This is a genomic window from Geobacillus sp. CAMR5420, assembly GCF_000691465.1.
GTDB classification, from domain to species: Bacteria; Bacillota; Bacilli; order Bacillales; family Anoxybacillaceae; genus Geobacillus; species Geobacillus thermoleovorans.
Window position 1 is genome coordinate 84,212 of record NZ_JHUS01000050.1, and the last position, 22,375, is coordinate 106,586.

24 protein-coding genes and 1 riboswitch are annotated in these 22,375 nt (G+C 54.9%); of the genes, 3 read left to right on the forward strand and 21 right to left on the reverse strand.

The window, feature by feature from the left end:
- Positions 1-71 precede the first annotated feature (71 nt).
- The 4 genes from DI44_RS05775 to DI44_RS05760 are packed head-to-tail and all read right to left on the reverse strand — an operon-like array spanning position 72 to position 3,724.
- Positions 72-602, reverse strand: a complete 531-nt coding sequence (locus tag DI44_RS05775) for a LysM peptidoglycan-binding domain-containing protein (RefSeq protein WP_011231725.1) — start codon at positions 600-602, stop codon at positions 72-74.
- Positions 599-1,183, reverse strand: a complete 585-nt coding sequence (locus DI44_RS05770; RefSeq protein WP_011231726.1) for a CPBP family intramembrane glutamic endopeptidase — start codon at positions 1,181-1,183, stop codon at positions 599-601. The genes DI44_RS05775 and DI44_RS05770 overlap by 4 nt, the downstream gene beginning before the upstream one ends.
- Positions 1,167-2,690, reverse strand: coding sequence for an ATP-dependent DNA helicase RecQ (locus DI44_RS05765; protein WP_014196219.1), 1,524 nt, complete (start codon positions 2,688-2,690; stop codon positions 1,167-1,169). The genes DI44_RS05770 and DI44_RS05765 overlap by 17 nt, the downstream gene beginning before the upstream one ends.
- Entirely contained in the window at positions 2,678-3,724 is a 1,047-nt protein-coding gene (locus DI44_RS05760) for a helix-turn-helix domain-containing protein (RefSeq protein ID WP_025039222.1), read from the reverse strand. Before DI44_RS05760 ends, DI44_RS05765 begins: the two co-directional genes overlap by 13 nt.
- Before the next feature lie 253 nt (positions 3,725-3,977).
- Between DI44_RS05760 and DI44_RS05755 the strand changes: the two genes are divergently transcribed.
- The 3 genes from DI44_RS05755 (at position 3,978) to serA (ending at position 6,690) form a co-directional block, all read left to right on the forward strand.
- Complete coding sequence (locus DI44_RS05755; protein ID WP_011231729.1) at positions 3,978-4,226, forward strand: ferredoxin; 249 nt, start codon at positions 3,978-3,980, stop codon at positions 4,224-4,226.
- A gap of 164 nt (positions 4,227-4,390) precedes the next feature.
- Positions 4,391-4,894: an inorganic diphosphatase gene (locus DI44_RS05750; RefSeq protein WP_011231730.1), complete on the forward strand. Its 504-nt coding sequence runs from the start codon at positions 4,391-4,393 to the stop codon at positions 4,892-4,894.
- 221 nt (positions 4,895-5,115) lie between these two features.
- Complete coding sequence (gene serA, locus DI44_RS05745) at positions 5,116-6,690, forward strand: phosphoglycerate dehydrogenase (protein ID WP_012820732.1); 1,575 nt, start codon at positions 5,116-5,118, stop codon at positions 6,688-6,690.
- 261 nt (positions 6,691-6,951) lie between these two features.
- On the opposite strand, the gene DI44_RS05740 is transcribed toward serA, so the two are convergent.
- From DI44_RS05740 to DI44_RS05660, 17 genes are all read right to left on the reverse strand, one after another.
- Complete coding sequence (locus DI44_RS05740; RefSeq protein ID WP_011231732.1) at positions 6,952-7,764, reverse strand: histidinol-phosphatase; 813 nt, start codon at positions 7,762-7,764, stop codon at positions 6,952-6,954.
- A 285-nt stretch (positions 7,765-8,049) separates the two neighbouring features.
- Positions 8,050-9,144: a GerMN domain-containing protein gene (locus DI44_RS05735; RefSeq protein ID WP_033025748.1), complete on the reverse strand. Its 1,095-nt coding sequence runs from the start codon at positions 9,142-9,144 to the stop codon at positions 8,050-8,052.
- Positions 9,122-9,667, reverse strand: a complete 546-nt coding sequence (gene sigX / locus DI44_RS05730) for an RNA polymerase sigma factor SigX (RefSeq protein ID WP_033025749.1) — start codon at positions 9,665-9,667, stop codon at positions 9,122-9,124. Before sigX ends, DI44_RS05735 begins: the two co-directional genes overlap by 23 nt.
- Positions 9,668-9,780: 113 nt before the next feature.
- A complete protein-coding gene (locus DI44_RS05725; RefSeq protein ID WP_015375286.1) occupies positions 9,781-10,497 on the reverse strand; it encodes an AIR synthase related protein in 717 nt (238 codons plus the stop codon).
- A complete protein-coding gene (locus DI44_RS05720; protein ID WP_015375287.1) occupies positions 10,490-10,978 on the reverse strand; it encodes an ECF transporter S component in 489 nt (162 codons plus the stop codon). Before DI44_RS05720 ends, DI44_RS05725 begins: the two co-directional genes overlap by 8 nt.
- Positions 10,975-11,553, reverse strand: coding sequence for a cob(I)yrinic acid a,c-diamide adenosyltransferase (locus DI44_RS05715; RefSeq protein ID WP_011231740.1), 579 nt, complete (start codon positions 11,551-11,553; stop codon positions 10,975-10,977). Before DI44_RS05715 ends, DI44_RS05720 begins: the two co-directional genes overlap by 4 nt.
- A 14-nt stretch (positions 11,554-11,567) precedes the next feature.
- Positions 11,568-11,984, reverse strand: coding sequence for a bifunctional adenosylcobinamide kinase/adenosylcobinamide-phosphate guanylyltransferase (locus tag DI44_RS05710; RefSeq protein ID WP_011231741.1), 417 nt, complete (start codon positions 11,982-11,984; stop codon positions 11,568-11,570).
- Positions 11,936-12,568, reverse strand: a complete 633-nt coding sequence (locus DI44_RS05705) for a histidine phosphatase family protein (protein ID WP_014196225.1) — start codon at positions 12,566-12,568, stop codon at positions 11,936-11,938. Before DI44_RS05705 ends, DI44_RS05710 begins: the two co-directional genes overlap by 49 nt.
- On the reverse strand, positions 12,526-13,314 hold the full coding sequence (locus DI44_RS05700; RefSeq protein ID WP_011231743.1) for an adenosylcobinamide-GDP ribazoletransferase: 789 nt from the start codon (positions 13,312-13,314) through the stop codon (positions 12,526-12,528). Before DI44_RS05700 ends, DI44_RS05705 begins: the two co-directional genes overlap by 43 nt.
- Positions 13,311-13,868, reverse strand: a complete 558-nt coding sequence (locus DI44_RS05695; protein ID WP_033025750.1) for a bifunctional adenosylcobinamide kinase/adenosylcobinamide-phosphate guanylyltransferase — start codon at positions 13,866-13,868, stop codon at positions 13,311-13,313. The genes DI44_RS05700 and DI44_RS05695 overlap by 4 nt, the downstream gene beginning before the upstream one ends.
- Positions 13,865-14,935, reverse strand: a complete 1,071-nt coding sequence (cobD, locus tag DI44_RS05690; RefSeq protein WP_033025751.1) for a threonine-phosphate decarboxylase CobD — start codon at positions 14,933-14,935, stop codon at positions 13,865-13,867. The genes DI44_RS05695 and cobD overlap by 4 nt, the downstream gene beginning before the upstream one ends.
- Complete coding sequence (gene cbiB, locus DI44_RS05685) at positions 14,892-15,866, reverse strand: adenosylcobinamide-phosphate synthase CbiB (protein WP_033025752.1); 975 nt, start codon at positions 15,864-15,866, stop codon at positions 14,892-14,894. The genes cobD and cbiB overlap by 44 nt, the downstream gene beginning before the upstream one ends.
- Entirely contained in the window at positions 15,863-17,335 is a 1,473-nt protein-coding gene (locus DI44_RS05680; protein WP_033025753.1) for an adenosylcobinamide amidohydrolase, read from the reverse strand. The genes cbiB and DI44_RS05680 overlap by 4 nt, the downstream gene beginning before the upstream one ends.
- Positions 17,332-18,366 (reverse strand): iron ABC transporter permease, encoded by a 1,035-nt coding sequence (locus tag DI44_RS05675; protein WP_013144861.1) that lies wholly within the window; start codon positions 18,364-18,366, stop codon positions 17,332-17,334. Before DI44_RS05675 ends, DI44_RS05680 begins: the two co-directional genes overlap by 4 nt.
- Positions 18,353-19,309, reverse strand: a complete 957-nt coding sequence (locus DI44_RS05670; protein WP_033025755.1) for an ABC transporter substrate-binding protein — start codon at positions 19,307-19,309, stop codon at positions 18,353-18,355. Before DI44_RS05670 ends, DI44_RS05675 begins: the two co-directional genes overlap by 14 nt.
- Before the next feature lie 140 nt (positions 19,310-19,449).
- Positions 19,450-19,649, reverse strand: a riboswitch (cobalamin riboswitch).
- Between the two features lie 69 nt (positions 19,650-19,718).
- A complete protein-coding gene (locus tag DI44_RS05665) occupies positions 19,719-20,183 on the reverse strand; it encodes an NUDIX hydrolase (protein WP_012820716.1) in 465 nt (154 codons plus the stop codon).
- Positions 20,184-21,697: 1,514 nt separating this feature from the next.
- Positions 21,698-22,285, reverse strand: a complete 588-nt coding sequence (locus DI44_RS05660; protein WP_015375298.1) for a GNAT family protein — start codon at positions 22,283-22,285, stop codon at positions 21,698-21,700.
- Positions 22,286-22,375: the final 90 nt, after the last annotated feature.

The following is a 22,375-nucleotide window of genomic DNA, read 5'->3' on the forward strand; positions in this document are numbered from 1 at the left end:
TGTCCATCATATGCCGCAGAAGGCAGCATTAGAACAAAGAAAGGGGAGCGGCAGACAATGCTTTGTTTCGCTCAATGGTTTTCGTCAAGCGGAATGCGCAGCGTTTGCCCTGGCTGAAGGCGGCCCGTCGACAAGCCGTTTTCCTTTTTAATGAGATCGATCGCATCAGGCGTGCCGTAATATTTCATGGCGATGCTGTAGAGCGTCTCATTGGCTGCGACGACATGGGTGATGATTTTTCCTTGTTCATCATCGGTCTTCTTTTCCCGGCCGCCGACGCTTCCTCGGTCGGCGGCGCTCTTCTGCTTCGATTTGGCCGCCTGTTCTGTCCTCTTGACTTCGTCGTCTTGAATAATGCGCACCGTCTCGCGGCCGCTTTGATCTTCATGACGAACGACTGTGACCGTGTCGGACTTCGATTGGACATGGTGGATGGCCAGCACGACTGCCGGCAACGCCAAAAACAAGAACACGAGCAGGCGGGCCGGGACGTATTTTCGCTTTTGTTCTTCTTTTTCCCTCCGCCGTTTGATGCGCGAGGACGGCGCGCTCTCATCGATCCGCAAGCGCCGCCCAGCTCGGCGCTCCTGTGTTCCTTTCATCGCTTCACCCCTTCCTCCCGCTGCAACCGAATATGCAAAGCGAGCACCACATCGATCAAAAAGTGGGCGACAACCGTCACCCATAAACTCCCGGTCTGTTCGTAAAGCGCACCGAGAAACAAACTGATGAGCACAACCATCAGAAACAAAAACCATTTTTCCAAATAGCGCACATGCAGCACAGCAAAAATGACGCTTGCCGCTCCAAGCCCCCAATGCGTCTGCACAACACCGCGAAACAGCCATTCTTCCGTCACAGCGATGAGCGCACATAAAAAAAAGAGATGCGGAATCGAGCGGCCGCGGAATATTTTTTCGTTCACCCCGCCGTCGTCATGCCAATCATCCGGCAAATAGCGCATGGCCAAAAAATCGACCGCCAGCACGAGCGCCGCCCCGCCCGCTCCGTATAGCAGCACATCGGTGAGATCGAACCGCCAAAGCCGGCGCCACTCCGCCCAATCGAACAAAAAGAGCGAACAGCCGCCGGCGGCAAGAAGCAGCAACCCTTGCGTTACATAAAGATGAAAAAGCAGCTCGCGCTCTGTCATCTGCCGGATTTGTTCACTTTGCCGTTTCATTCGTCCGCCCCCCGCCAAAAAGCATGTCCCACAACTCCTCGCGCCAATGGCGAACCGGCGCCTCCTCCGGACGGCGGACGGCTCGTTCATAGCCGTCAAGCGAAAGCCCGCAGCGATCGCAGCAGACATTCTGCTGATCCGTCAGCTCCTCGCCAAACGCGCGGACAAGCGCTTGACGCCGACACGAAGACAAGTGCACCCATTCATCCATTTCCTGCAGTTTTTTCCGCTTCCAACGCCGCCGCGCCTCGATGGCGGCTGCCATCCTGCCGTACAGCCGCTCTTTCGCCTCCGCTGTCAGCCAACCAGGCATCGCCCGTTGTTCCCGTTCTAAAAAATACGCCAACAGCCGCTTTTGTACGTCGGTGAATCCGGCAGCCTCGAGCGTCGCCATCGCCGCTTCCCATCCGGCTCCTTCCGGCAGCCGCCAACACCACTCACGCAGCTCGCGCGGACTTAACAGCTCGGCCTCCGCCACCGCCTGGGCCATGGCCCGGTCGCCGTCCGCATAAAATAACACAGCAAGGCTTGGCGCTCCGTCGCGCCCCGCGCGCCCGATTTCCTGCACGTACGCCTCGAGCTGGGCCGGCATATGAAAATGAAGCACAAATCGGACGTTTTCTTTGTTCACGCCCATGCCGAATGCGCTTGTACAACATACGATGTCAAGCTGACCGTAGACAAATTGCTGCTGCACGAGCAGCCGTTGCTCCCCGTCCATGCCGGCATGGTAATAGGCGACCCGCCCCGCGCCGCACTGTTCGAGCCGGCGCGCCATCTCTTCCGCCCATTGACGGCTCGAAAAATAAATGATTCCCGGGCCTTCGAGACGCTTGGCATAATCGGCCAAGCGCGCCGCTTTGTCCTCCGTTGATGAACAATGCTCCACGCACAAGGCGATGTTCGGACGATCGACGGAATGAATATGGCGGCGGGCGCCATCCATCCCGAGCGTGCGAATAATATCCTCCTGCACCTCGGGCGGCGCCGTCGCCGTCAACGCCAAACACGGCGGGGCCCCGAGCGCGCGCCGGATCTCCCCAAGCTTTAAAAAGTCCGGGCGAAAGTCATATCCCCATTGAGAAATGCAGTGCGCTTCATCGACGACAAAAAGCGAAATGCATACGCGCCGAAGCGCCGTTAAAAATTTTGCCGACTGCAGCATCTCCGGCGACGCGTAAATAAAGCGAAACTCCGCAAGCGAAGCGAGCGCCTGCCATTTTTCTTCGGCATCAAGCAGGCTGTGAAAAGCAATCACTCGCTTTTCCCCGCGCCGGCGCAACTGCTCGACTTGGTCCTCCATGAGCGACACAAGCGGCGAAACGATCAGCACACTGCCTTGAAGCAAATACGCTGGCAGCTGATAGCAAAGCGACTTGCCGCTTCCGGTCGGCAGCATCGCCAGCACGTCGCGCCCAGCAAGCACATCTTCCGCCACTTCCCGCTGACCCGGGCGGAATGAAGCATGTCCGAACTTCATGCGCAGCGTTTTCGTCAACTCGTCCAACGTCCCACTTCCTTTGCCAACACGAGCCGAATTTCGAAATAGCTGACTTTGCCATCAAGCGCCTCGCGAATCTCTTTCAATTTCCTCGTCCTAAGCGCCTGCGCCGCCGCTCGAATGGCCGCCGCCTTTTCATCGTCGACAAACGGGGCGATCGAAAAACCGGACACATTGGCAGCGATTTCGACAACGTGATCCTCAATCGTGCTTCGCTTCAAGCGGCGAATCTTGGAAATATCTTCTATCGTTTTTCCTTTCCGCAGCCATTCGTACGTTTTTTGCGCCGATTGTGTCAGCACCGCCGGCGTCAGTCCGCTCATCAATTCGGCCATCATCGGAACGCGTCCAGCCTCAGCTTCCGCCATGATGTAATGAAGCACGTTGCGGAATTGAAACTGCACGTAGAGCGCGTCCTTTTGCAAATAGGCCGCGATTTGCTCCATCGTCCAGCCGATGCGGACCGCGCTCGTCAAACGCAGCGTAAAGATCACCGCCGCCTCTTCCGAAACCGCTTCAAGCAGCCGGATGAGCTCTTGATACAGCGTCTCGGCCAACATCTGGCTCGATCCTTTTGCAAGCAAATATTGCTTCACCCATTGAAGCGTCCGCTCGTCGCGGCAAATCGGTGCAAAACGCCGCCCATAGACGAGGTTTGACAATGTCTGCCCGATCAAGGAAAGACGCTGCCAAAACAGCGGTTCCGCCTCATGATAGCGCCAGCCGTTCAGATGGCGGGGGAAAAGCGCTGCTTGCTCGGCAAGCCATTCTTCCCCTGCCGCGGTCAACGTGTATGTCCGCTGTTTCGCGGATAAAGCGAGTCGCTGTTCGACAAGCGCCATTGCCGCTTCCTCGAGCACCGCCATCGTCACATTCTTCCATGTGCCAAACAGCGGCTCAAGCTGAAACCATTTGCTGTCTTGGAGCGTCTGCGCCGATTTTTTTCCCGAAAATAAATGATACACCGCCGCCAGCGTCCGTTCGCCGTTGAAGCGGCGCAAGCAATGGGCGAGCAAAAATGAGGCATAGCCATGCCGCATCCTGCGTTCCTCCCTCGCCTCTATTGTAGCAAAAATCGCCCAACCGGTCGGCAGAAAAATCGATCGGTTGACAGTTCCGCCATATGATAACAAAACTAAATAAGATGCATATGTGTAAAAATACAAGAGAGCGATTTTTTTGTTGAAAAGCCGGCCGTACGGTCTTATTATTAAAAGTGAAAAGTTCATTTCCGAGCAGGCAACACGGAGATGGCCCGTCCGTTTCCAATAAACTTGGGGAGGTTCGATTTTTATGCCAAAGTATACGATTGTGGATAAAGAGACTTGCATCGCCTGCGGAGCTTGCGGCGCCGCCGCTCCCGACATTTACGACTACGACGAGGACGGCATTGCCTACGTCACCCTTGATGACAACCAAGGCATCGTCGAAGTGCCGGAGATTTTGATTGACGATATGATGGACGCCTTCGAAGGCTGTCCGACTGAATCGATCAAAGTTGCTGACGAGCCGTTTGACGGCGATCCGAATAAATTCGACTGACATTCCCCCTCTTGCCTTGCCGGCAAGAGGGTTTTTTGATGCAAGCGTGAAATCACAAGTGGCGCATCTTGAACGAACGTGCTACAATAAGATTGGCTTGTCCGCCGCGCCTGCTGGGTGGACAAGTTTTCATGTATACATAACCAACAAAGGAGGAACGGGTTATGGCATTCGAAAATAAAATTGTCGAAGCGTTTATCGAAATTCCAACCGGGAGCCAAAACAAATACGAATTCGACAAAGAACGGGGCATTTTCAAGCTCGACCGCGTCTTATATTCACCGATGTTTTATCCGGCTGAATACGGCTATTTGCAAAATACGTTGGCGCTGGATGGCGACCCGCTCGACATTTTGGTCATCACGACAAACCCGACGTTCCCGGGCTGCGTCATCGACACGCGCGTCATCGGCTATTTGAACATGGTCGACAGCGGCGAAGAAGATGCGAAATTGATCGGCGTTCCGGTCGAAGATCCGCGCTTTGACGAAGTGAGATCGATTGAAGACCTCCCGCAGCACAAACTGAAAGAAATCGCCCACTTCTTTGAACGCTACAAAGACTTGCAAGGGAAACGGACGGAAATCGGCACATGGGAGGGGCCGGAAGCAGCCGCCAAATTGATCGACGAATGCATCGCCCGCTACAACGAACAGAAAAACAAGTAATCCGTCCAACATCTCATTTCACCAGACGCCGTTTTTCTATTTCCGAACAATTTTGCCCATGTCGTTTGATATGGGCGCTTTTCTTTTTCAAACCCCGAACATTCCTGCTCAAAAAAACGTTTTCATTGGTATGACTTCTTTTTCCCCCATTGACAGAAACCGCTTTCGCATGTTAAATTATCAGAAATTTAACATCCTTGAAACAGAAAGGGGCACCCACTGTGTTTCGCGTACTCGTTTCCGACGCCATCAGTGAAGAAGGTTTGGCGCCGCTCTGCGCATCGGCGCAGATCGACATCGTGCAAAAGAAAACAACCGAAGCGGAAGAGGAATTGCACACCTTTGACGCTTTGCTCGTGCGCAGCGCCACCAAAGTGACGGAAGAACTATTGGAAAAAATGCCGAACTTAAAAATTATCGGCCGCGCCGGGGTGGGCGTCGACAACATTGATGTCGATGCAGCGACGAAACGCGGCATCGTCGTCATTAACGCGCCAAACGGCAATACGATTTCGGCCGCTGAGCATACCTTTGCCATGATGGCCGCCCTCGTCCGACGCATCCCGCAGGCGCACATTTCCGTCAAATCGAGGGAGTGGAACCGCTCGGCGTTTGTCGGCAACGAGCTGTTTGGCAAAAAATTGGGCATCATCGGCTTCGGCCGCATCGGCTCGGAAGTCGCCAAACGGGCGCGCGCCTTTGGCATGAGCGTGCACGTGTACGACCCATTTTTAACGAAAGAACGCGCCGAAAAACTCGGCGTCTCGATTCACTCGCTTGACGAAGTGCTGGCCGTGGCTGACATCATCACCGTTCATACGCCGCTCACGAAAGAAACGCGCGGGTTGCTTGGCACGGAAAACTTGGCGAAAACGAAAAAGGGCGTCTATTTGATCAACTGCGCCCGCGGCGGCATCATCGACGAACAGGCGCTCATCCCGTTCTTGGAAAGCGGGCATGTCGCCGGCGTCGCCCTCGACGTCTTTGAACAAGAGCCGCCAGGGGATCATCCGCTTTTAGCGTTTGACAATGTGATCGTCACGCCGCATTTAGGGGCGTCGACCGTCGAAGCGCAGCTGAACGTCGCCACCCAAGTCGCGGAAGAGCTGCTCCACTTTTTTGAAGGGCGGCCCGTCACCTCATCGATCAACTTGCCGGCGTTGTCGAAAGACGTCTATGAAAAAATTCAAGCATTCTATCATTTAGGCCGGAAGCTCGGCTTGATTGCATCGCAGTTTATGAACATCCCGGTGCAAGAGCTGTCGGTCACCTACGCCGGCACGGTCGCTGATCTGGAGACGACGTACATCACCCGCAGCCTGCTCGCCGGCTTCCTGCGGCCGCGCGTCGCCTCAACCGTCAACGAGGTGAACGCCGCCATGGTCGCCAAAGAGCGCGGCATCACATACGGCGAAAAATTTTCCGATGAAACGCACGGCTATGCGAACTGCATTTCGCTCACCGTCCATGGCGAAAACAAAACGTTCACCATCAAAGGGACGCACGTGCCGAACTACGGCGACCGCATCGTCCATTTTGACGGCGTCGCCATCGACTTTGCCCCGGAAGGCCATCTCCTGTATATCCAGCACCAAGACCGGCCGGGGATGATCGGCAAAGTCGGGAACGTGCTTGGGGCGCACGATGTCAACATCGCCACCATGCAAGTCGGCCGCCAAGAAGCGGGGGGCAAGGCGATGATGATCTTATCGCTTGACAAACCGGTTGATGATGAGGTATTGCAGGCGTTGGCGCAAATTGATGACATCGAAACGGTGAAGCGGCTCGAAGCGTAACCACCCGCTTCTGCGGGCAGATCATACAAAAAACGCAGGCCTTCCCAGAAAGGAGCCTGCGTTTTTCGTTCGAGCAAGCCCCACAGCAGCCATTCGCATCGTATAGTTCCCTCTTGCGAAAAGGCGATGATCATGACCCAAAAGGTTGTTTTTCCTTAAACCAAACACAATGCATCGTTTCTTCATGATTGTTTTACGCCTACATACTAAGAAAGGGTGTCCCGATCCTTTTGGGACACCCTCGTGTTTTGTCAGTTCCGTTCAGCCGAGCGGCACCGCCTTCCGCTCCCCTTTCGAGAACGTCATCAGCTCGGTGTAGCCGACACTGCGGGCGAGTTCCACCGCCTTGTCAAAATCGGCGCCGACATGCTCAGGCACGTGCGCGTCGGACGACAACACAATCGGAATGCCTTTGTCATAGCACATTTGGAGCAGGCGCGGATCCGGATACAGTTCGCCAACCGGCTTGCGCAGCCCGGCGGTGCTGATTTCGACGCACGTTTTCGAATTGGCGAGCGCTGTTGTCGCCCGATCGTATTGTTCAAGCAAAAATTCCTCATCTTCCGGGACGTATTTAAAAATTTTCACCAAATCGAGGTGGCCGATAATGTCAAACAAATTCGACTCGGCGAGCGTCACGACTTGATCGAAATATTTGCGGTATGTATCGTACAAATCGCGCCGTTCCCACTCGTGGCGATATTCGGCTAAGTCGATGCCGAAATCGTCGACCCAATGGATCGAACCGATGACATAGTCAAACTCGTATGAGCGGATAAAGGCGGCCATTTCCTCGTGTTTGCCCGGCGTATAATCCATTTCGATCGACATTTTCACATCGAGGCCCGCATCCCACGCTTCGTGGAACAGCCGGACATAATCGTCCATATCGTAGCAGCGGCGCGCGTCGACCCACGGGTTGGACAAAATGTTTTTCGTTTGGTAAAAATGGTACGCGTGCTCGGAAATGCCGAAATGCTGGATGCCTTTTTTGACTGCTGCATCCGTGAACTGGCGCAAATAATCAAGCGTCAACGCCCCTCGTTCCAAATGGTTATGATAATCGGTCAACATCGGTGTTTCTCCTCTCCTGCTGTTTTTCTCATTATAACGCATTACCGCAAGAAAGGACAACCGTTTTGCGAATATTCATCCAATCATCCGTTGGCGCCGACAAGAAACAACAGTCCGACGCATACCGCCACACCAGCCACCGCCAAGAGGCGTCTCATCACATCGCCCATTTCCATCCCTCCTTGCCTATGTCGCACCATATATGTCTTATGTCAAAACGAACGCCGATAGAACGACCTCGCGTCGACATTAACAAAAAAAACCGCTAAGAGCTCACGCTGGCGGCTACGGGCCGGTTGCCAGCAACGCGGCGTTCGGTCCGGCCGGCACGTTGATCGGCTTCCCAAGCGGATACGGGCCAAGAGTCGATAACCCGCTCGATTCGAATGTGACGTCAAGCAACCCAAACTCTTTCGCCGTCAGCAGCACGGCCTCCGCCATGCTCGCCGCTTCTTCCGCGCTTGGTCGAGCGGACAAATGAAGCCGGACCGTCGCATGGCGCGCATCGACATCGACCGAATCAACTTCCACCCCTGGTGGAATGGCCGGCTCAAGCCCGTGGATCGTCGATTTTTTCATCTGCTTGAGCGCCTCAGGAAACGAGCGGGCGCTGCCTAGCGCCGGGATGAGCACCGGATAGCCGAAGGAGGAGGAGCGGTTTTGATAATACATTCGCTTCTGCTCATTGATTTTTGTCGTTTTTAGACGACCCAACACTGGCAAATCGAGCCCCTCCTCCTCCCCAGTGAAAAAGCGGATGCTTCGCCCGCCCATCTGCCGCACTGTTTCCATGACCGCGTCGAAAAAGAGGCGCTGTTCCTCATGGCTGGCGGCAAACACGCGATGGCTCGCTGGAACGCGAACAACCCATACGCGCCCATCGCCTGCCGCCGGGGCCATCTTCACACCGTCGAGCCACGCGGACGCCTCACGCAACGGGGAACGGGCAAGCTCACCGAGCGCCGCGGACAGCCGTTCTTTCGGCGCAAAACGGCCAGGAAGGGGAACAACCACTGGCACCACTTGGCCGATTCGCTCATCGGGCAAGGCAATCACCACTGCATTCGCCGGTTCGCTGGCGGCCATCATCGCTTTTGGGTGAGAGGAAGCGCCATCCGCCTCTAGCGTCTGAACAGGGGATGAGGAAGCCTCGTTTTTGTCCGAACGTGTTGGAACGATAAAATGCGGACCGGCATAAACCGCCAATGCAAGCACGGCCGCCGATGCAACCGCTGGGAGCCAACGCCGCTTCCAGCGCGCCATCCGCTGAGCGCGCACCAGCCGGACATACACTTCTTCTTTCGTGCGCCGGTCTTTGATGACGGGCAACTGTTCAAGGCCATGTTCAATGCATCGCTCATTCCAATTGAGCTTTTTCACACCGCCACCCCTCCTGTTTTGCCTCTTCCTCCATATATTGCTTGAGCACCTTTAGTGCGCGGTGCTGCGTTGTTTTCACTTTACTTTCCGTCCAGCCGAGCGCTTCCGCCGTTTCCGCGATCGACAGCGACTGGATGAATCGAAGGACGAGCACAAGCCGCTGATCAACCGTGCAGCGCGCCAAACCACGGTACATAAGCTGAATCTCCTCTTTTTGAATCGCCATTTCCTCAGGAATCGGCTCGTCGGCGCCGATTTGTTCCTCGCTCCATTCCGCCGAACCAGCCCATTGGCGTCGGCGTTTTTGCTTGCGGAAAAAATCAATGGCCACATGGCGCGCAATGGACAGCAGCCACGTTTTTTCGCTGCACTGCCCTTTAAATCGTTTGTATGAGCGCAGCACTCTGACGTACACTTCCTGAACCAAATCTTCGGCCTGCTCTCGATTCCGCACCATGTAGAATAAAAAATTAAACAAATCATGATGGTACTTTTCATACAACTGTTCAAAGACGGGGTCCATCGCTTCTCTCCCCCTATCTCCTCCATGGACCACGACAAAAAAATCCCATTATCTTCATGATAACGGGTCCGAGCGAAAAAGGGAATGATTTTTTCACCAAAAGCAGCCGGCTTTTACCACTCGACGTGCAGTGGAAAAAAGAGAGAGCCGGCTTGCTTTTTGATTTCACGTTCGCCATCTGGATCATAACTGACAAGCACCGACGTCGCCGGGCCGCCGGAGGAAAAGAGCGGAAGCGGGCATGCGCAGGCCCGCCCTTGGCGGCCGTTAGCGGCTAACAGCTGTGTCCATTCGTAATAAATACCTTTCGAGCCGATGGGAATCAATTCGTAAATGTATGGTGTGCGGAGAAGCGCGGCAAACAGCGGAAGCGGCGCAACCCATTCCGGATGCGAAAGCACGGCCGAGCCGACGAGAGGACGGCCGATGACGGCAAACTTCGCCTCTTCGGGCGTGATGCCGATTCGTTTCCGTTCGTTGGCCACCGTCCCGATGGCCGTCACTCCAAGCGCCGACTGCACGGTGGGAAAATTCGATTCCGTGCTGCCGGTGATCGGGAGATCGATCCCCAGCTCGCGGCACGTTCTCCTGACACCGCGGCAAAGAGCTTCCCACCGGTCATCAGCGATGAAGTTTTGCAGCACGACGACCCTCGCTTCCGCTCCGACGCTCAACAGCTCCATCAAGGCAACGCGGGCGGAAAAATACGCAACAACATCCACCGAGACGGACACCGCATCGCCCGGCTTGTCCCCGACCGCCGCCGAACCGTCGGCCGCAACGGCGAGCTCCATGCCGTCGGCAAACGGAAGGAAAAGCACATCACGCATGCGGCGCCTCCACCCCCGCTTTCGCCGCCAACCGGACGACAACCGGCATGACGGCCAAAGCGATCAACACGTTGACCGCCGCGGCTGCCGAAAGCGGCGGAATGACGGCAAAAACAAACGGCCAGCCGAACGAAACGGCAAGCGGCAACGGCGCCAAAAACGCATTGCCGATGAAAAAGACGACAGCGTTGCCGATTTTCCATCCCCGCCGATGCAGCACGGCGAACAGGGCGCCAAGCCCCGCCATTTCAAGAGCGACAAACCAATGAACTGGGCCGAGCGGAAAACCGCCGATCAACGCCGAAACCAAATGCCCAAGCCCAGCGACCGCCGCTCCGGCGCGCGGGCCAAGAACCCCGGCGGCGACAAGCGCCGGTGCGCTGTCCAAAGCGATGCTGCCGACAAACGTCGGCAGCTTGATGAATGATCCGATCGCCGAAAGCGCCAAACAAACGGCCGTCCAAGCCAAGCGGCGGTTCATTGTTTCTCCTCCTTGTCGCGGAACACAATCGCGCTCCGTTCATACTCGATGTCCTTCACCCCTAAACGCGCGTTCACGACCCGGGCAGCGGCGAACAAATAATCGGACAGGCGGTTCATATATTTGAGCACAACATCGTTGATCGGCTCCGCTTTTTGCAAGGAAACGATGCACCGCTCCGCCCGTCTTGCCACCGTACGCGCCATATGGAGCGCCGCAGCCGCCTTGGAGCCGCCCGGCAAAATGAATTTTTGCAATGGCGGCGCTTCTTGCACGTGCGCATCAATGCGCTCTTCTAAAAATGTGACCATCGCCTCGGTCACCTTATACGGAAGCTTGCCGTTGACGATGGCCAGGTCGCCGCCGCAGTCAAACAGCTCGTGCTGGATTTTTTGCAGCTCAGCGCAAAGGTCGCGAAACCGTTCATCGCCGGCCAATAACGCAAGCGCCCATCCGATGAACGAATTCGCCTCGTCAATCGTTCCGTACGCCTCGACGCGCAAATGGTCTTTGTCCACGCGCCCGCCGACTAAACTCGTTTTCCCTTGGTCTCCTGTTCGCGTATACAATTTCACTGTTCCTCTCCCCCTTATTTCAATTGCTCTGCCAGTCCGCACCAAAGCCGGTCGACGCGGCAGCACAAGGAAGCTAGTCGCTGGTAGCACATTCCCACGGCGTCGCGCCAGCGCCGCTCTTGCGGATCAACCGGAACAACGCCTTGCGTCACATCGGTGCCGATCCAAACGACCGTGCGGTTAGGCGCTGCCGCTTCCCACCGCTGCCAAGCGCGGAAATAGGATTCCCACTCGTCTGGGTCCGGACGGGGGCGGATGGCGGCTTCCAACCCGTCAAAGACGACCGTTTTTGCCGTTTCGATGCCATCCGGCGGCCTATACGGCTCCACATAACCGTTATGCCATACAATATGAACTCCATCATTTATTCCATACCGTTCCCTCACCCATTTTCGTTTTCCTTGAAACGCACCACCGATAACGAAATGCACCGCTCTCCCCCTTTCCAACGCTCGATCGTCGATTCCAATGTATATCCGCCGGCAAATGGCACCTCCCATTCCCAAAACGAACGGGCATCGGGCGCATACTGCTCGAGCAGGAGACGAATCGGGCCGCCATGGGTGATGACAGCCACATGACGGGCGCCCGCCCGCTCAGCGAAAGCAATCGTCTCCGCAAGCGCCTGTTTGATGCGCGCTTGAAAGTCGGCATAACGCTCCCCGCCGGGCGGCGCCGCAGAAAAGGGCGACGCAAGCCATTGGCGGTAGGCGGGCTCCGCTTCCAGCTCAGCAAACGTTTTTCCTTCCCAAGCGCCAAAGTGAAGCTCGCGCCAACGGCTGGTGCACCAATCTGCCCCGCGTCCGCCAAACAGCAAGGCGGCCGTTTCTCGACAGCGGTGAAGGTCGCTTGTAACCATGCAGTCGACCGGATACGGCCGCTCAAGCTGCAAGCGGCACAACCGATTGCGCTCCGCGGCCGCAAGCGGCGCGTCCGTCCAGCCGATATACGCCCGACGTCGGTTTTGTTCCGTCATCCCATGACGGATGAGTGTAAGAGCCAAATGACGCCCCATAGCACCGTCTCTCCTCCTTCGATCAGCGCGCCGAGCACATCACCGGTGATGCCGCCAAACTGTTTTTCCGCCCACGGCTTTGCCGCCGCCGCCAAAACGACAGCTGCTGCAGCCAGCGCCGCCCCTGTTTGCACCGAAATGGCGGTGGATGCACAAAGAAGCGAAAGCAATACAAAAGCGAGTCCAAGCGCCCAAATGGCATCACGCCATGAACTATATTCGCGAAGCGATGCAGCCATTCCTGTCGGCTTTGCCAGCTTGCCGACGGAAAGAAGCCAGGCAGCCCCGGCCCGCGACAACAGCGGAACGGCGGCGAACAGCGCCGGCGGAATGCCTGTCTGGAGCGATTCGTACAGAAACAGCCAACGAAATGACAACAAACAAATAAGCGACAACACCGCAAACGCGCCGACGCGCGGATCGGACATGATCTCTTGCCGCCGCTTGACGTCGCGGTACGAAAAAAACGCGTCGCTCACATCCATAAAGCCGTCAGCGTGCATCCCCCCGGCCATCCAAATGCCGAGCCAAAGAAGAAGAAGCGCCCAAACAAGCGGCGAGCTGAATGAAAACGTGGAAAAGAGTGCATACACTCCGGCCGAAAGCGCCCCGATCAGCGCCCCCGCAAGCGGCATACAGCGCACGAGCCAGCGGACATGGGCGGCGTTCCATGCGATCGAGCGCCGAATCGGGATCGTGGTAAACAGCTGTAGCGCCAACAGCCATCCGTTCCATGCTTGCTTCATCCCGGCCACCGCCCTTTTTTCACGCGGAGAAGGCCGCATTCAACGACCGCGGCGGCCGCCGCTTCCGCGACCAACTGTTGGTGAAGCAAGCCAAGCGTTTTCATGTAGCGAAATGTGCCAGGATCATCCGGAACACCCCCGGCAAACAGCTCGTTCGATACAATCACGACCGCACGGCAGGCATCCGCCCACGCCCGCACTTCATCGAGCATGCGGCAAGCAACAGCTTGAGCGGTTGCGTCTGTTTTCCAATTTTCACCAAAGAACAGCTCGTGGGCGAGCCATGTGGTCAAGCAATCAAGCAGAACAACATCATCAGGGTGCAAGGAAGCGGCAATCTCCTGAGAAGAGAACGGGGCTTCCCACACTGTCCAATGCGCGGCCTGCGCCGCGCGCCGCTCTTGATGACGGCGGATGCGCGCTTCCATTTCTTCATCCATTGCCTGCGCGGTGGCGATATAGTGAAGCCGACCGCCGCGAGAAAGCCGGATGGCGCATGCTTCCGCCGCTTCACTTTTTCCGCTGCGCGCGGCGCCGCTGACAAACACCATCATCCGCTCCACCTCGCAAGCGCTTCAAGCAGCCGATCGTTTTCCACCTGCGTTTTGACCGCAAGCCGCACGTAACGTCCGTCCAGTCCAGGAAAATTCATTGTATGCCGCGGGACGATTCCTTGCTGCAATAAATAGAAAAACAAATCCTCTGTCCGTCCGGAGAGCGGACGCAGCAAGTAAAAATTGACCACCGACGGCGAGACGGCATACCGGCCGGCCGGCAGCGACCGAAACACGCGCTCCCGCTCGGCGGCGATCCGTTCTTTCGTCCACTTGACAAACGATTCCATCGCCATGAAACGAAGCGCCAATTGTTGGGCGATGCAGTTTGTGCTCCATGGCGGCTGATGCGTTTTCAGCGAAGCGATCACCGCCTCGTCGGCAGCGACATAACCAAGGCGCGCGCCGGCCAGATGATGGATTTTCGTCAACGATCGAAGCACAATGAGGCGCGGATAGCGATCCAGCCACCGCATGGCTGTAAATCCGCCGCGCCAAAACGGATAGAACGCCTCATCCACCACGATATACGTCCCCGCTTGGTCCGCTGCAGCGACGAGCGAGCGGAGATCACGCTCCGGCATCACGGTTCCGGTCGGATTGTTCGGATGACAGAAAAAAACCGCGTCGCATTCCGCTGCCCATGCCGCCGCTTGGTCAATGTCGTACGAAAAACCGCGGCTTTCCTCTGCCAGCAAAGACTTGACTTCGCATCCGTAAGCAAGGCAGGCGCGCCGATACTCGGAAAACGTCGGCTCCAAGATGCCGACGCGCCGGCCGGCAAGCAGCGCGGCCAACAAATAAATCGCCTCCGCTGCCCCGTTCGTCACCAGCACTTGTCCGGGTCGAATCTGCTCCTGCTTGGCAACGAGCTCCCTGAGCGCCTTCGCTTCCGAATCCGGATACTCACCGGCCCAGCGAATCCATTCCTCGCCGTTCGGCCAAGCCGACGGCGGCAGTCGATATGGGTTCGTATTGACGCTGAAATCAATGTATTCGTTCGGAGGGGCCAATCCGCATTGCTCATACAACGCGAGCGGATTCGCCCCATGCGCCGGCCAACGCAACGATCATCCCCCCGATCCATAGCAGCAATAACGTAAAGGCGAGCACCGTTCTGATCATGATGCCGACCGCCTGGCGAATATGAACCGAGCGCAGCAGAACATCGGGATCGCCGAGTGTCGGCCGCTCAGAGACGACGCCGCCATATGTATTCGTCCCGCCCAGCTGCACCCCAAGCAATCCAGCCATCGCCGCCTCGAGCCAGCCGCTGTTCGGGCTTGGGTGGCGGCGGGCATCGCGAAACAAGATCGACAGCGCCAAACGAAGGCGGCGGCCGCCGCAAACCAACACCATCACGAGCGCCGTCAGCCGCGCCGGAATGTAGTTGAGCGCATCGTCCAGCCGGGCGGCCGCCCAGCCAAATTCGCGATACGTTTCATTTTTATAGCCGAGCATCGAATCGCACGTGTTCACTGCCCGGTACAGCATGGCAAGCGGCGCGCCGCCCAAGGCCGCGTAAAAGAGCGGAGCCGTGATGCCGTCGCTCGTATTTTCCGCCACCGTTTCGACGCAGGCGCGGGTGATGCCGGCCTCATCGAGCCGCTCGGTGTCACGGCCAACGATCATCGACAGCGCCCGCCGCGCCTCGGGAAGATCGCCCGCTTCAAGCGGCCGGCGCACATCCTCAGCCGCTTCAGCGAGGCTTTTGGTCGCAATGGTGGTGAAAATGAGCGCCGCCTCGATCGCCACCCCCACGTACACGGACAGCGCGTAGCCCACATAAACGACCAACGCCGACAACCCGTAGACGGCGGCCAACACGACCGCCACGGCCGCCGCCCCTTTCGCCCGCCGCTTTGTTCCTTGATTCCAGCGGCGGTCCAACCACGCAATCAGCGTTCCCATCCCGCGCACAGGGTGCGGCAGCCAGCGCGGGTCGCCAAGCAGCGCATCCAACAGCAAAGCCAACGTCATTGCCAGCAAATGCGTCATCGCCGCCCCCTCCGCCGCTTGTAGCGGTCAAGCGCCTCGATCGTCGCTTCATACACGAGCCGACCGATCGTGCGCCCGAGTTCCGTCGCCGTTCCGGCATAGGCAAACGTCGGCCCGGTTTGCGTCGCCGCCACGGCGAGCGAATCGGTCGACGTGCCGGTGGCAAGCGTCCCTGTTTCCGGGTCGCAAACCGAACAGTCGGCGAGCGCTTTTACCTTCGCTTCCGTCGCCGTCATCATCGCCTGGACAAACGCCGCTTCCGTCAGCACTCCGTCAATGACAATCACCATATTGATCGTTCCCGGCCTTGCCGCAAGCGGCTTATGCTGCCACGCTCGAGCGGCATCAACCGCATTGCCGACGCCAGCGGTCGCCATGACCGCCACCGAAAACGCTTCCCCTTCTTTCTGAAGCCAAACGGCATCACGGACATCAACCGCCGTCATCATGCCGATCGTTCGTTCCAGCGAAAACCCGTGCTGCTCCAAATAGCGGCGCATGTCTCCTTCCGCATCGCCGCAATCGTAATCCAACCCGACTTGGCGATTGACAAAATGGGTCGCCCATTGAAACCCAGCGCCGATCAATGCCGAGGACAGGACGCGAAGCGGCTGGCAGGAAGCCAGAACAGCGGCGTCATCAAGAAAGAACAAACGCAGCCCGCCGGCCGACGATTCTTCTTGTTTCCCTTTCGGCACGAACGAAAACATCGGCTTTGCCGTCGCCGGATGGGCCAGACGCACAATCGGCGCGGCAAACACTTCCTCAAGCAGCGCCGGCGTCATCACATCTGTCGGCGTTCCAAGCGCCGCTGTTTTTCCTTCTTTTAACACAAGCACCCGGTCGCAATATAAGCTAGCGACGTTCATATCGTGAAAGACGGCGACGACCGTCAAGCCGCGGGAGCGGGCAGCTTCCGCGAGCCGGTCCAAAAGCCGGACTTGGCCGCTCACATCCATATGGTTCGTCGGCTCATCCAGCAAGAGCAGCTGCGGCTTTTGGGCAAGCGCCCGCGCCAAATAGGCGCGCTGCCGCTCGCCGCCGCTTAGCCGCTCAAGCGGCTCATCGATTTTGTCAGCCAAGCCGACCGCACGAAGCGCTTCTTGAACCGCCGCTTCATCCTCTTTCGTCCACGTCGGAAACAAGCCGCGCTGATGGGCGTAGCGGCCGAGCGCCACCGTTTCTCTCACCGTATAGCCGGCCGCCGCCTCCACTGTCTGCGGCAGGACGGCGGCAAACCGCGCCCATTGCTTCGCAGACAGCGCCAAAAGCGGCTGGCCATGAATCTTGATCTCACCGCTGGCAAGCGGAAGCTCTTTGCAAATGAGTTTCAGCAGCGTCGTTTTTCCGCTGCCGTTCGGCCCCACGATGCCAAAAAGCTCCCCTTTTTCCACGGAAAACGTCACACGATCAAGCACTTGCTTTGATCCATACCGATGCGATACGGCCCGCACCTCGAGCATCATCATCCCATCTTTCGCTTCATTTTTCGGAAAAACAAGACGGCAAATAGCGGGGCGCCGATCAGCGCGGTGATGACGCCGATCGGCAGTTCGCGCGGTTCGATGATCGTCCGCGCCGCCACATCGGCAAGCACAAGAAACGCCCCGCCGTACAAGAGCGATAGCGGCAAGAGCACCCGGTAGTTTGGCCCGCACACAAGCCGAACCATATGCGGAACAACGAGCCCAACAAAACCGATCGTCCCGGACACCGACACCGCCGCGCCGGTGAGCAGCGCCGCCGCCGTCAAAATGATGACTTTTCGGCGCGTAACATCAACGCCGACATGAAGCGCCGCCGCCTCGCCAAAAGCAAACGCGTTCAACTCGCGGCCGTTGGCGAGAAGCACCGCCGCGCCGATGAGAAAAAACGGCAACAAAAGCCCGCTGTATTTCCAGCCGCGCATCGCGACGCTCCCCATCAGCCATGAGATGATTTGCCGCAATTCTTCCCCGGTCAAAGCGATCATCAGTGAAATGAAGGCGCTGAAAAACGCGCCGAAGATAATGCCGGCTAAAATGATCGTCTCAACCGACAGCTGCGGCTCAACCGCGCGAGTGAACGCCAAAACGGCGACAAGCGTCGCCATGCCGCATAAAATGCTCACGATCGGCAGCGTGAACGTGCCAAAGAGCGGCCATTGCCAGCCGAGAAAGATGACGAGCACCGCCCCGACCGAGGCGCCGGACGAGACGCCGAGCGTGTACGGATCGGCGAGCGCATTTTTCAGCAACCCTTGGAACGCCGCGCCAGCCAGTGCCAATGACGCCCCGACCAAAAAAGCGAGCACGACGCGCGGCAAGCGGATCGCCATCACGATCGGCACCCAATCGGCCGGAATGTCAGACGGAAGCGGCATACCAAACCATTCGGACGCAAGAATGCGAACAATAGAAGAAAAGGGAATCGACAGCGATCCTGTCGATATCCCTACGAGCAACGATAACATGGCCGCCGTGACGGCCAATATATACATCCACGTTTTACTTGAACACATCCGGGTAAATGGCTTTGGCAAGTTCCTCGACCCCTTCGACAAGGCGCGGACCCGGGCGGCTTACTAAGTCGGTGTTGACGTCATACACCCGCTTGTTTTTCACCGCCGGCACGTCTTTCCAAGCGGCGCGCGCAAACACTTGCTTCGCTCCGCCGTATGTCGTGATGATAACGTCCGGCTTATAGGCCACTGCTTTTTCTTCCGTCACCATCGGCCAGCCTTCCAAGCTGCCGGCGACGTTTTTCGCTGAAATCACTTGAAGCATCTCATCCATAAACGTCCCTTTGCCGGCCGTATACAGCTGCGGCGGCGGCGACACTTCAATCCAGACGTTCGCTTGTTTGTCCGCCGGGATTTGTTTCGCTTTTTCTTGAATTTGCGCAAGCTTCTCTTTCATATCCTTAATCACTTGCTTCGCTTTGTCTGTCGTCCCGGTCGCTTTGCCGATCAATTCGATGGACGCATACACATCGTCGAACGACTTCGCGTCATTCACGACAAGCACGGTGATGCCGGCGTCTTTCAATTGCTTGAGGCCATCGCGCGAGTTATGGGCGCTTGACGCGTGGGCCAAGACAAGATCCGGTTTGAGCGAAATGATTTTCTCGACGTTGAATTCCATGCCGCCGATTTTCGTTTTCGTTTTGACGTCTTCCGGATAATTGTCAAAATCGCTGACGCCGACGATCTTATCGCCCAACCCCAACGCATAGGCGATTTCCGTATTGCTTGGGATGAGCGAGACGATCTTTTTCGGTTCCGCTTTGATCATGACATCCTCGCCAAGCCCGTCTTTCACCGTCACCGGAAACGCCGCTTGTTCCGTTTTCGGTTCTTCTTTTTTCGCAGGCTCGGTGCTGCCATTCGCCCCGCCGCAGCCGACGAGCACGGCGGCCAAAAGGAAGAACACCGCCACCACCGCCGGCCATGTCCAACGTTTCATCCGTCATTCCCCCTTCAGTGATGTATGTACAATAAAAAACGCCCATTCCGCCTAAATCTGGGAATGAGCGCGAAACAGACCGCCAATGGGCACAACAATGCCCTGTACGACTGTTTCCGCGTCTCACCCCCCGAAGATTCGGAAACTGCGGCAAGCAAGGCAGGTCTACTGGCTCATGCTTCATCCTACTCTGAAGCCTTCCCGTACGGAAAACAGCGCAAGCCATCTGTCCGTACAGTGGCGATTTCATTTCGTCCGCATTGACAGTTGCGGGGACAGCTCCGGATTCCCACCGGATTCCCTATTAAGCCGTTTCGGCACCTTGCTGCGAATGGATTCAGTTATGGGATATGGACATTTTTATAATAATGCAGCGTTTAGCATTTGACAACTATGAATTTACAGCACTTCACCTTCCCACTCTTGCAGACAATCGAGATGGATTCATAACCCATGTTTCATACGGAACAGAGCATTCCCTTTTCATCGCATCGAGCACCCGCGATTTCAAATGCGGCCATGTCACATATTCATCAATATTCGACTCATCGATCAACACAAACTTCGCCTTTTGAATTTCCTCAGGCTGGGGAGAAACGTTTCCTTTCACATATGTCGCTTTAAATACAATGTTTATGATATTTTTAGTTTCATTGTAATACACGCCGCTGACCCCGATGAGACGGATGTCAACGCCAGTCTCTTCATACACCTCGCGATGAACGGCCCGATCGAGCGGCTCGCCTGGTTCAACTTGTCCGCCCGGCATTTCCCACGTATCGGAGCGGTCATAGCTTTTAACAAGCAAAACCTCTCCCGTGTCATTCGTAATATAGGCTGAAACGGTGATAATGGCTTGTTGGTGTTTATCCATCAAGCTCTCCTCCTACATCGCGGAATGATCCTAGCCCTCTCCTGCAGAAAAAAAGCAGCTGCCCCATCTATACTGCCATCTTGAAAAAAATAAGGAAAATCCGTGGTGCTAGTTGAACATTAACGCCTCACGTGATGACACAGCGCAAGAGGGACAAGATCTCCACAACAGCATAGGCATGATGTTGTCCGTGCCTCGCTAGTTGGTGACGGATCTATTAGAAAAACTCTATTTAACGGAAAAACGGAGCAACCGACAACAACAGTTATATCGAGAGCGTTCAGGGAACATCTCCCTAGTGAATAAGTTTCCAATGACATACTGATACCCTGCTCGTTCCGAAGTAAAACAAAACAACTTTCCAAGAATATGAATGGCGATTATGACCCATTTCCTTGCTTTAACAAATGACGATTTCAGCGCTACAATACATTTAGAGCCGCCAGACAGTTGCGCTGATACCAAGAACAAGATCGCCGTATATTGCTTTTGAATTTCCGCTTGATCCGTTGTAAAATGAAGACGCTCTTGTATGGGATTTCTCCTTTCTAATGTTAGGTGAGCACTTTCATTTTAAAAGGAGATTTTCATACAAGGACTATTTTTATGCTCGTCTGATTTTATCTAGCACCACGGGTAACTAAACATCATGCAATACATATCTTTTTATATATATTCAGAATTTAACTTCTTCTTATAATTGATAACGCGGTAAAAATAGAGTGTAAATTAAAAATTTCCAATAATGATTTATAATTGTACATGTAACAGATAGCAATGAAATCTATACCAACGCGGCTGCTCTACCCCGTTAATCTTTAATTGATCAAATACCCATTCAACGCATTATGGAGATCAAACAGACACTTTTCAAATCCAGTTTTCAAGAAGACAGCAATCACATAACCATAGGCACCTTTTGTTTCTCCACTATTCCAGCGGTTAATCGAGAAAACAAAAAGAATTCTCACTTGTTCAACCGTTCTTTATACCTTTAAACTAGTAATACCGAGTTGAAATGACCCATTTTGTTTGGAGATCATACTACAAGAATGTTTCAAAGGGCCGTACCATCCACCATGATCACTTTCAGAGATTAAACACATACATCGTTTAAGAGATGATGATGAACATCAGAAAATTCTTACTTTTGAAAGCATCGGCTGGTCCTTGAAAAGGTGGACAGATGAGAGACTCATAAATACATCAAAAATAGCAAAAACAGCGGAAGATGTTCATCAACTGCTACAAAGAATCGATCGTAAAGCACGTTTTCCAAAATAAACATTTAATCAATTGCCTTTTTAGACACCTGTGATCTTCCCGCCACATAAGGTATTTCCAGAAAAAAGTTGATCGATGCATCGAAATAAAGCCTCTAAAAGAGGAGCGATTTCATCGGTGTATTCGATCAAAGAATTGGAACTCTTGATAGTGTCACCCCTTTGAAGTTTTTTAGTAACTGTATATGATTCCCAATAAGAGTGGATTTTTTGTGTCCCTTTATTCATCCGTTATGCGTTTTGCAACCCGTTCCTTGATTTAAAATAATCTCGTTTTAGAATAGAGTATATAGCCATATCCCTAAATTTACCTTTAATATACCAATGTTCTCTCATAACCCCTTCAAATTGCATCCCTAACTTTTGTAAAACTCTTAAAGATTGAACATTTTCAATCATAGCAAATGCCTCAATTCTGTTTAATTCCATCTTGTCAAAACCAAATTCAATGATTTTATTAGCCGCTTCAACTGCTAATCCCTTCCCCCAATACTTATACGATAAAACAAAACCTATCTCAGCTTTATGATGATTGGGTAACCATTTAACTATATCAATTGTCCCGATCATTTTATTGTCTGCTTTTGAAACGATTCCCCACGGAGCTAAACTACCTTCTTTATAAGACTTAATTACAAATTCTAAAAATTGAATTGAATCTTCAATGGTATGATGAGGTCTCCAAGGTAAATATTTGCAGTTTTCCGGATTTGACGCATAATCAAATAAATCATATGCATCATCTAACGTTAATTTTCTTAATATTAAACGTTCAGTAGTAAGTGTAGGCAAATCCCCAAATACATCTTTAATCTTCAAATTCCTCAACCCTTTCTATACCTATATTTTAATATTCCTTCTGTGTCTTAAAACACTTATATAGGTGCAACCAAAACGTTTAACATATCT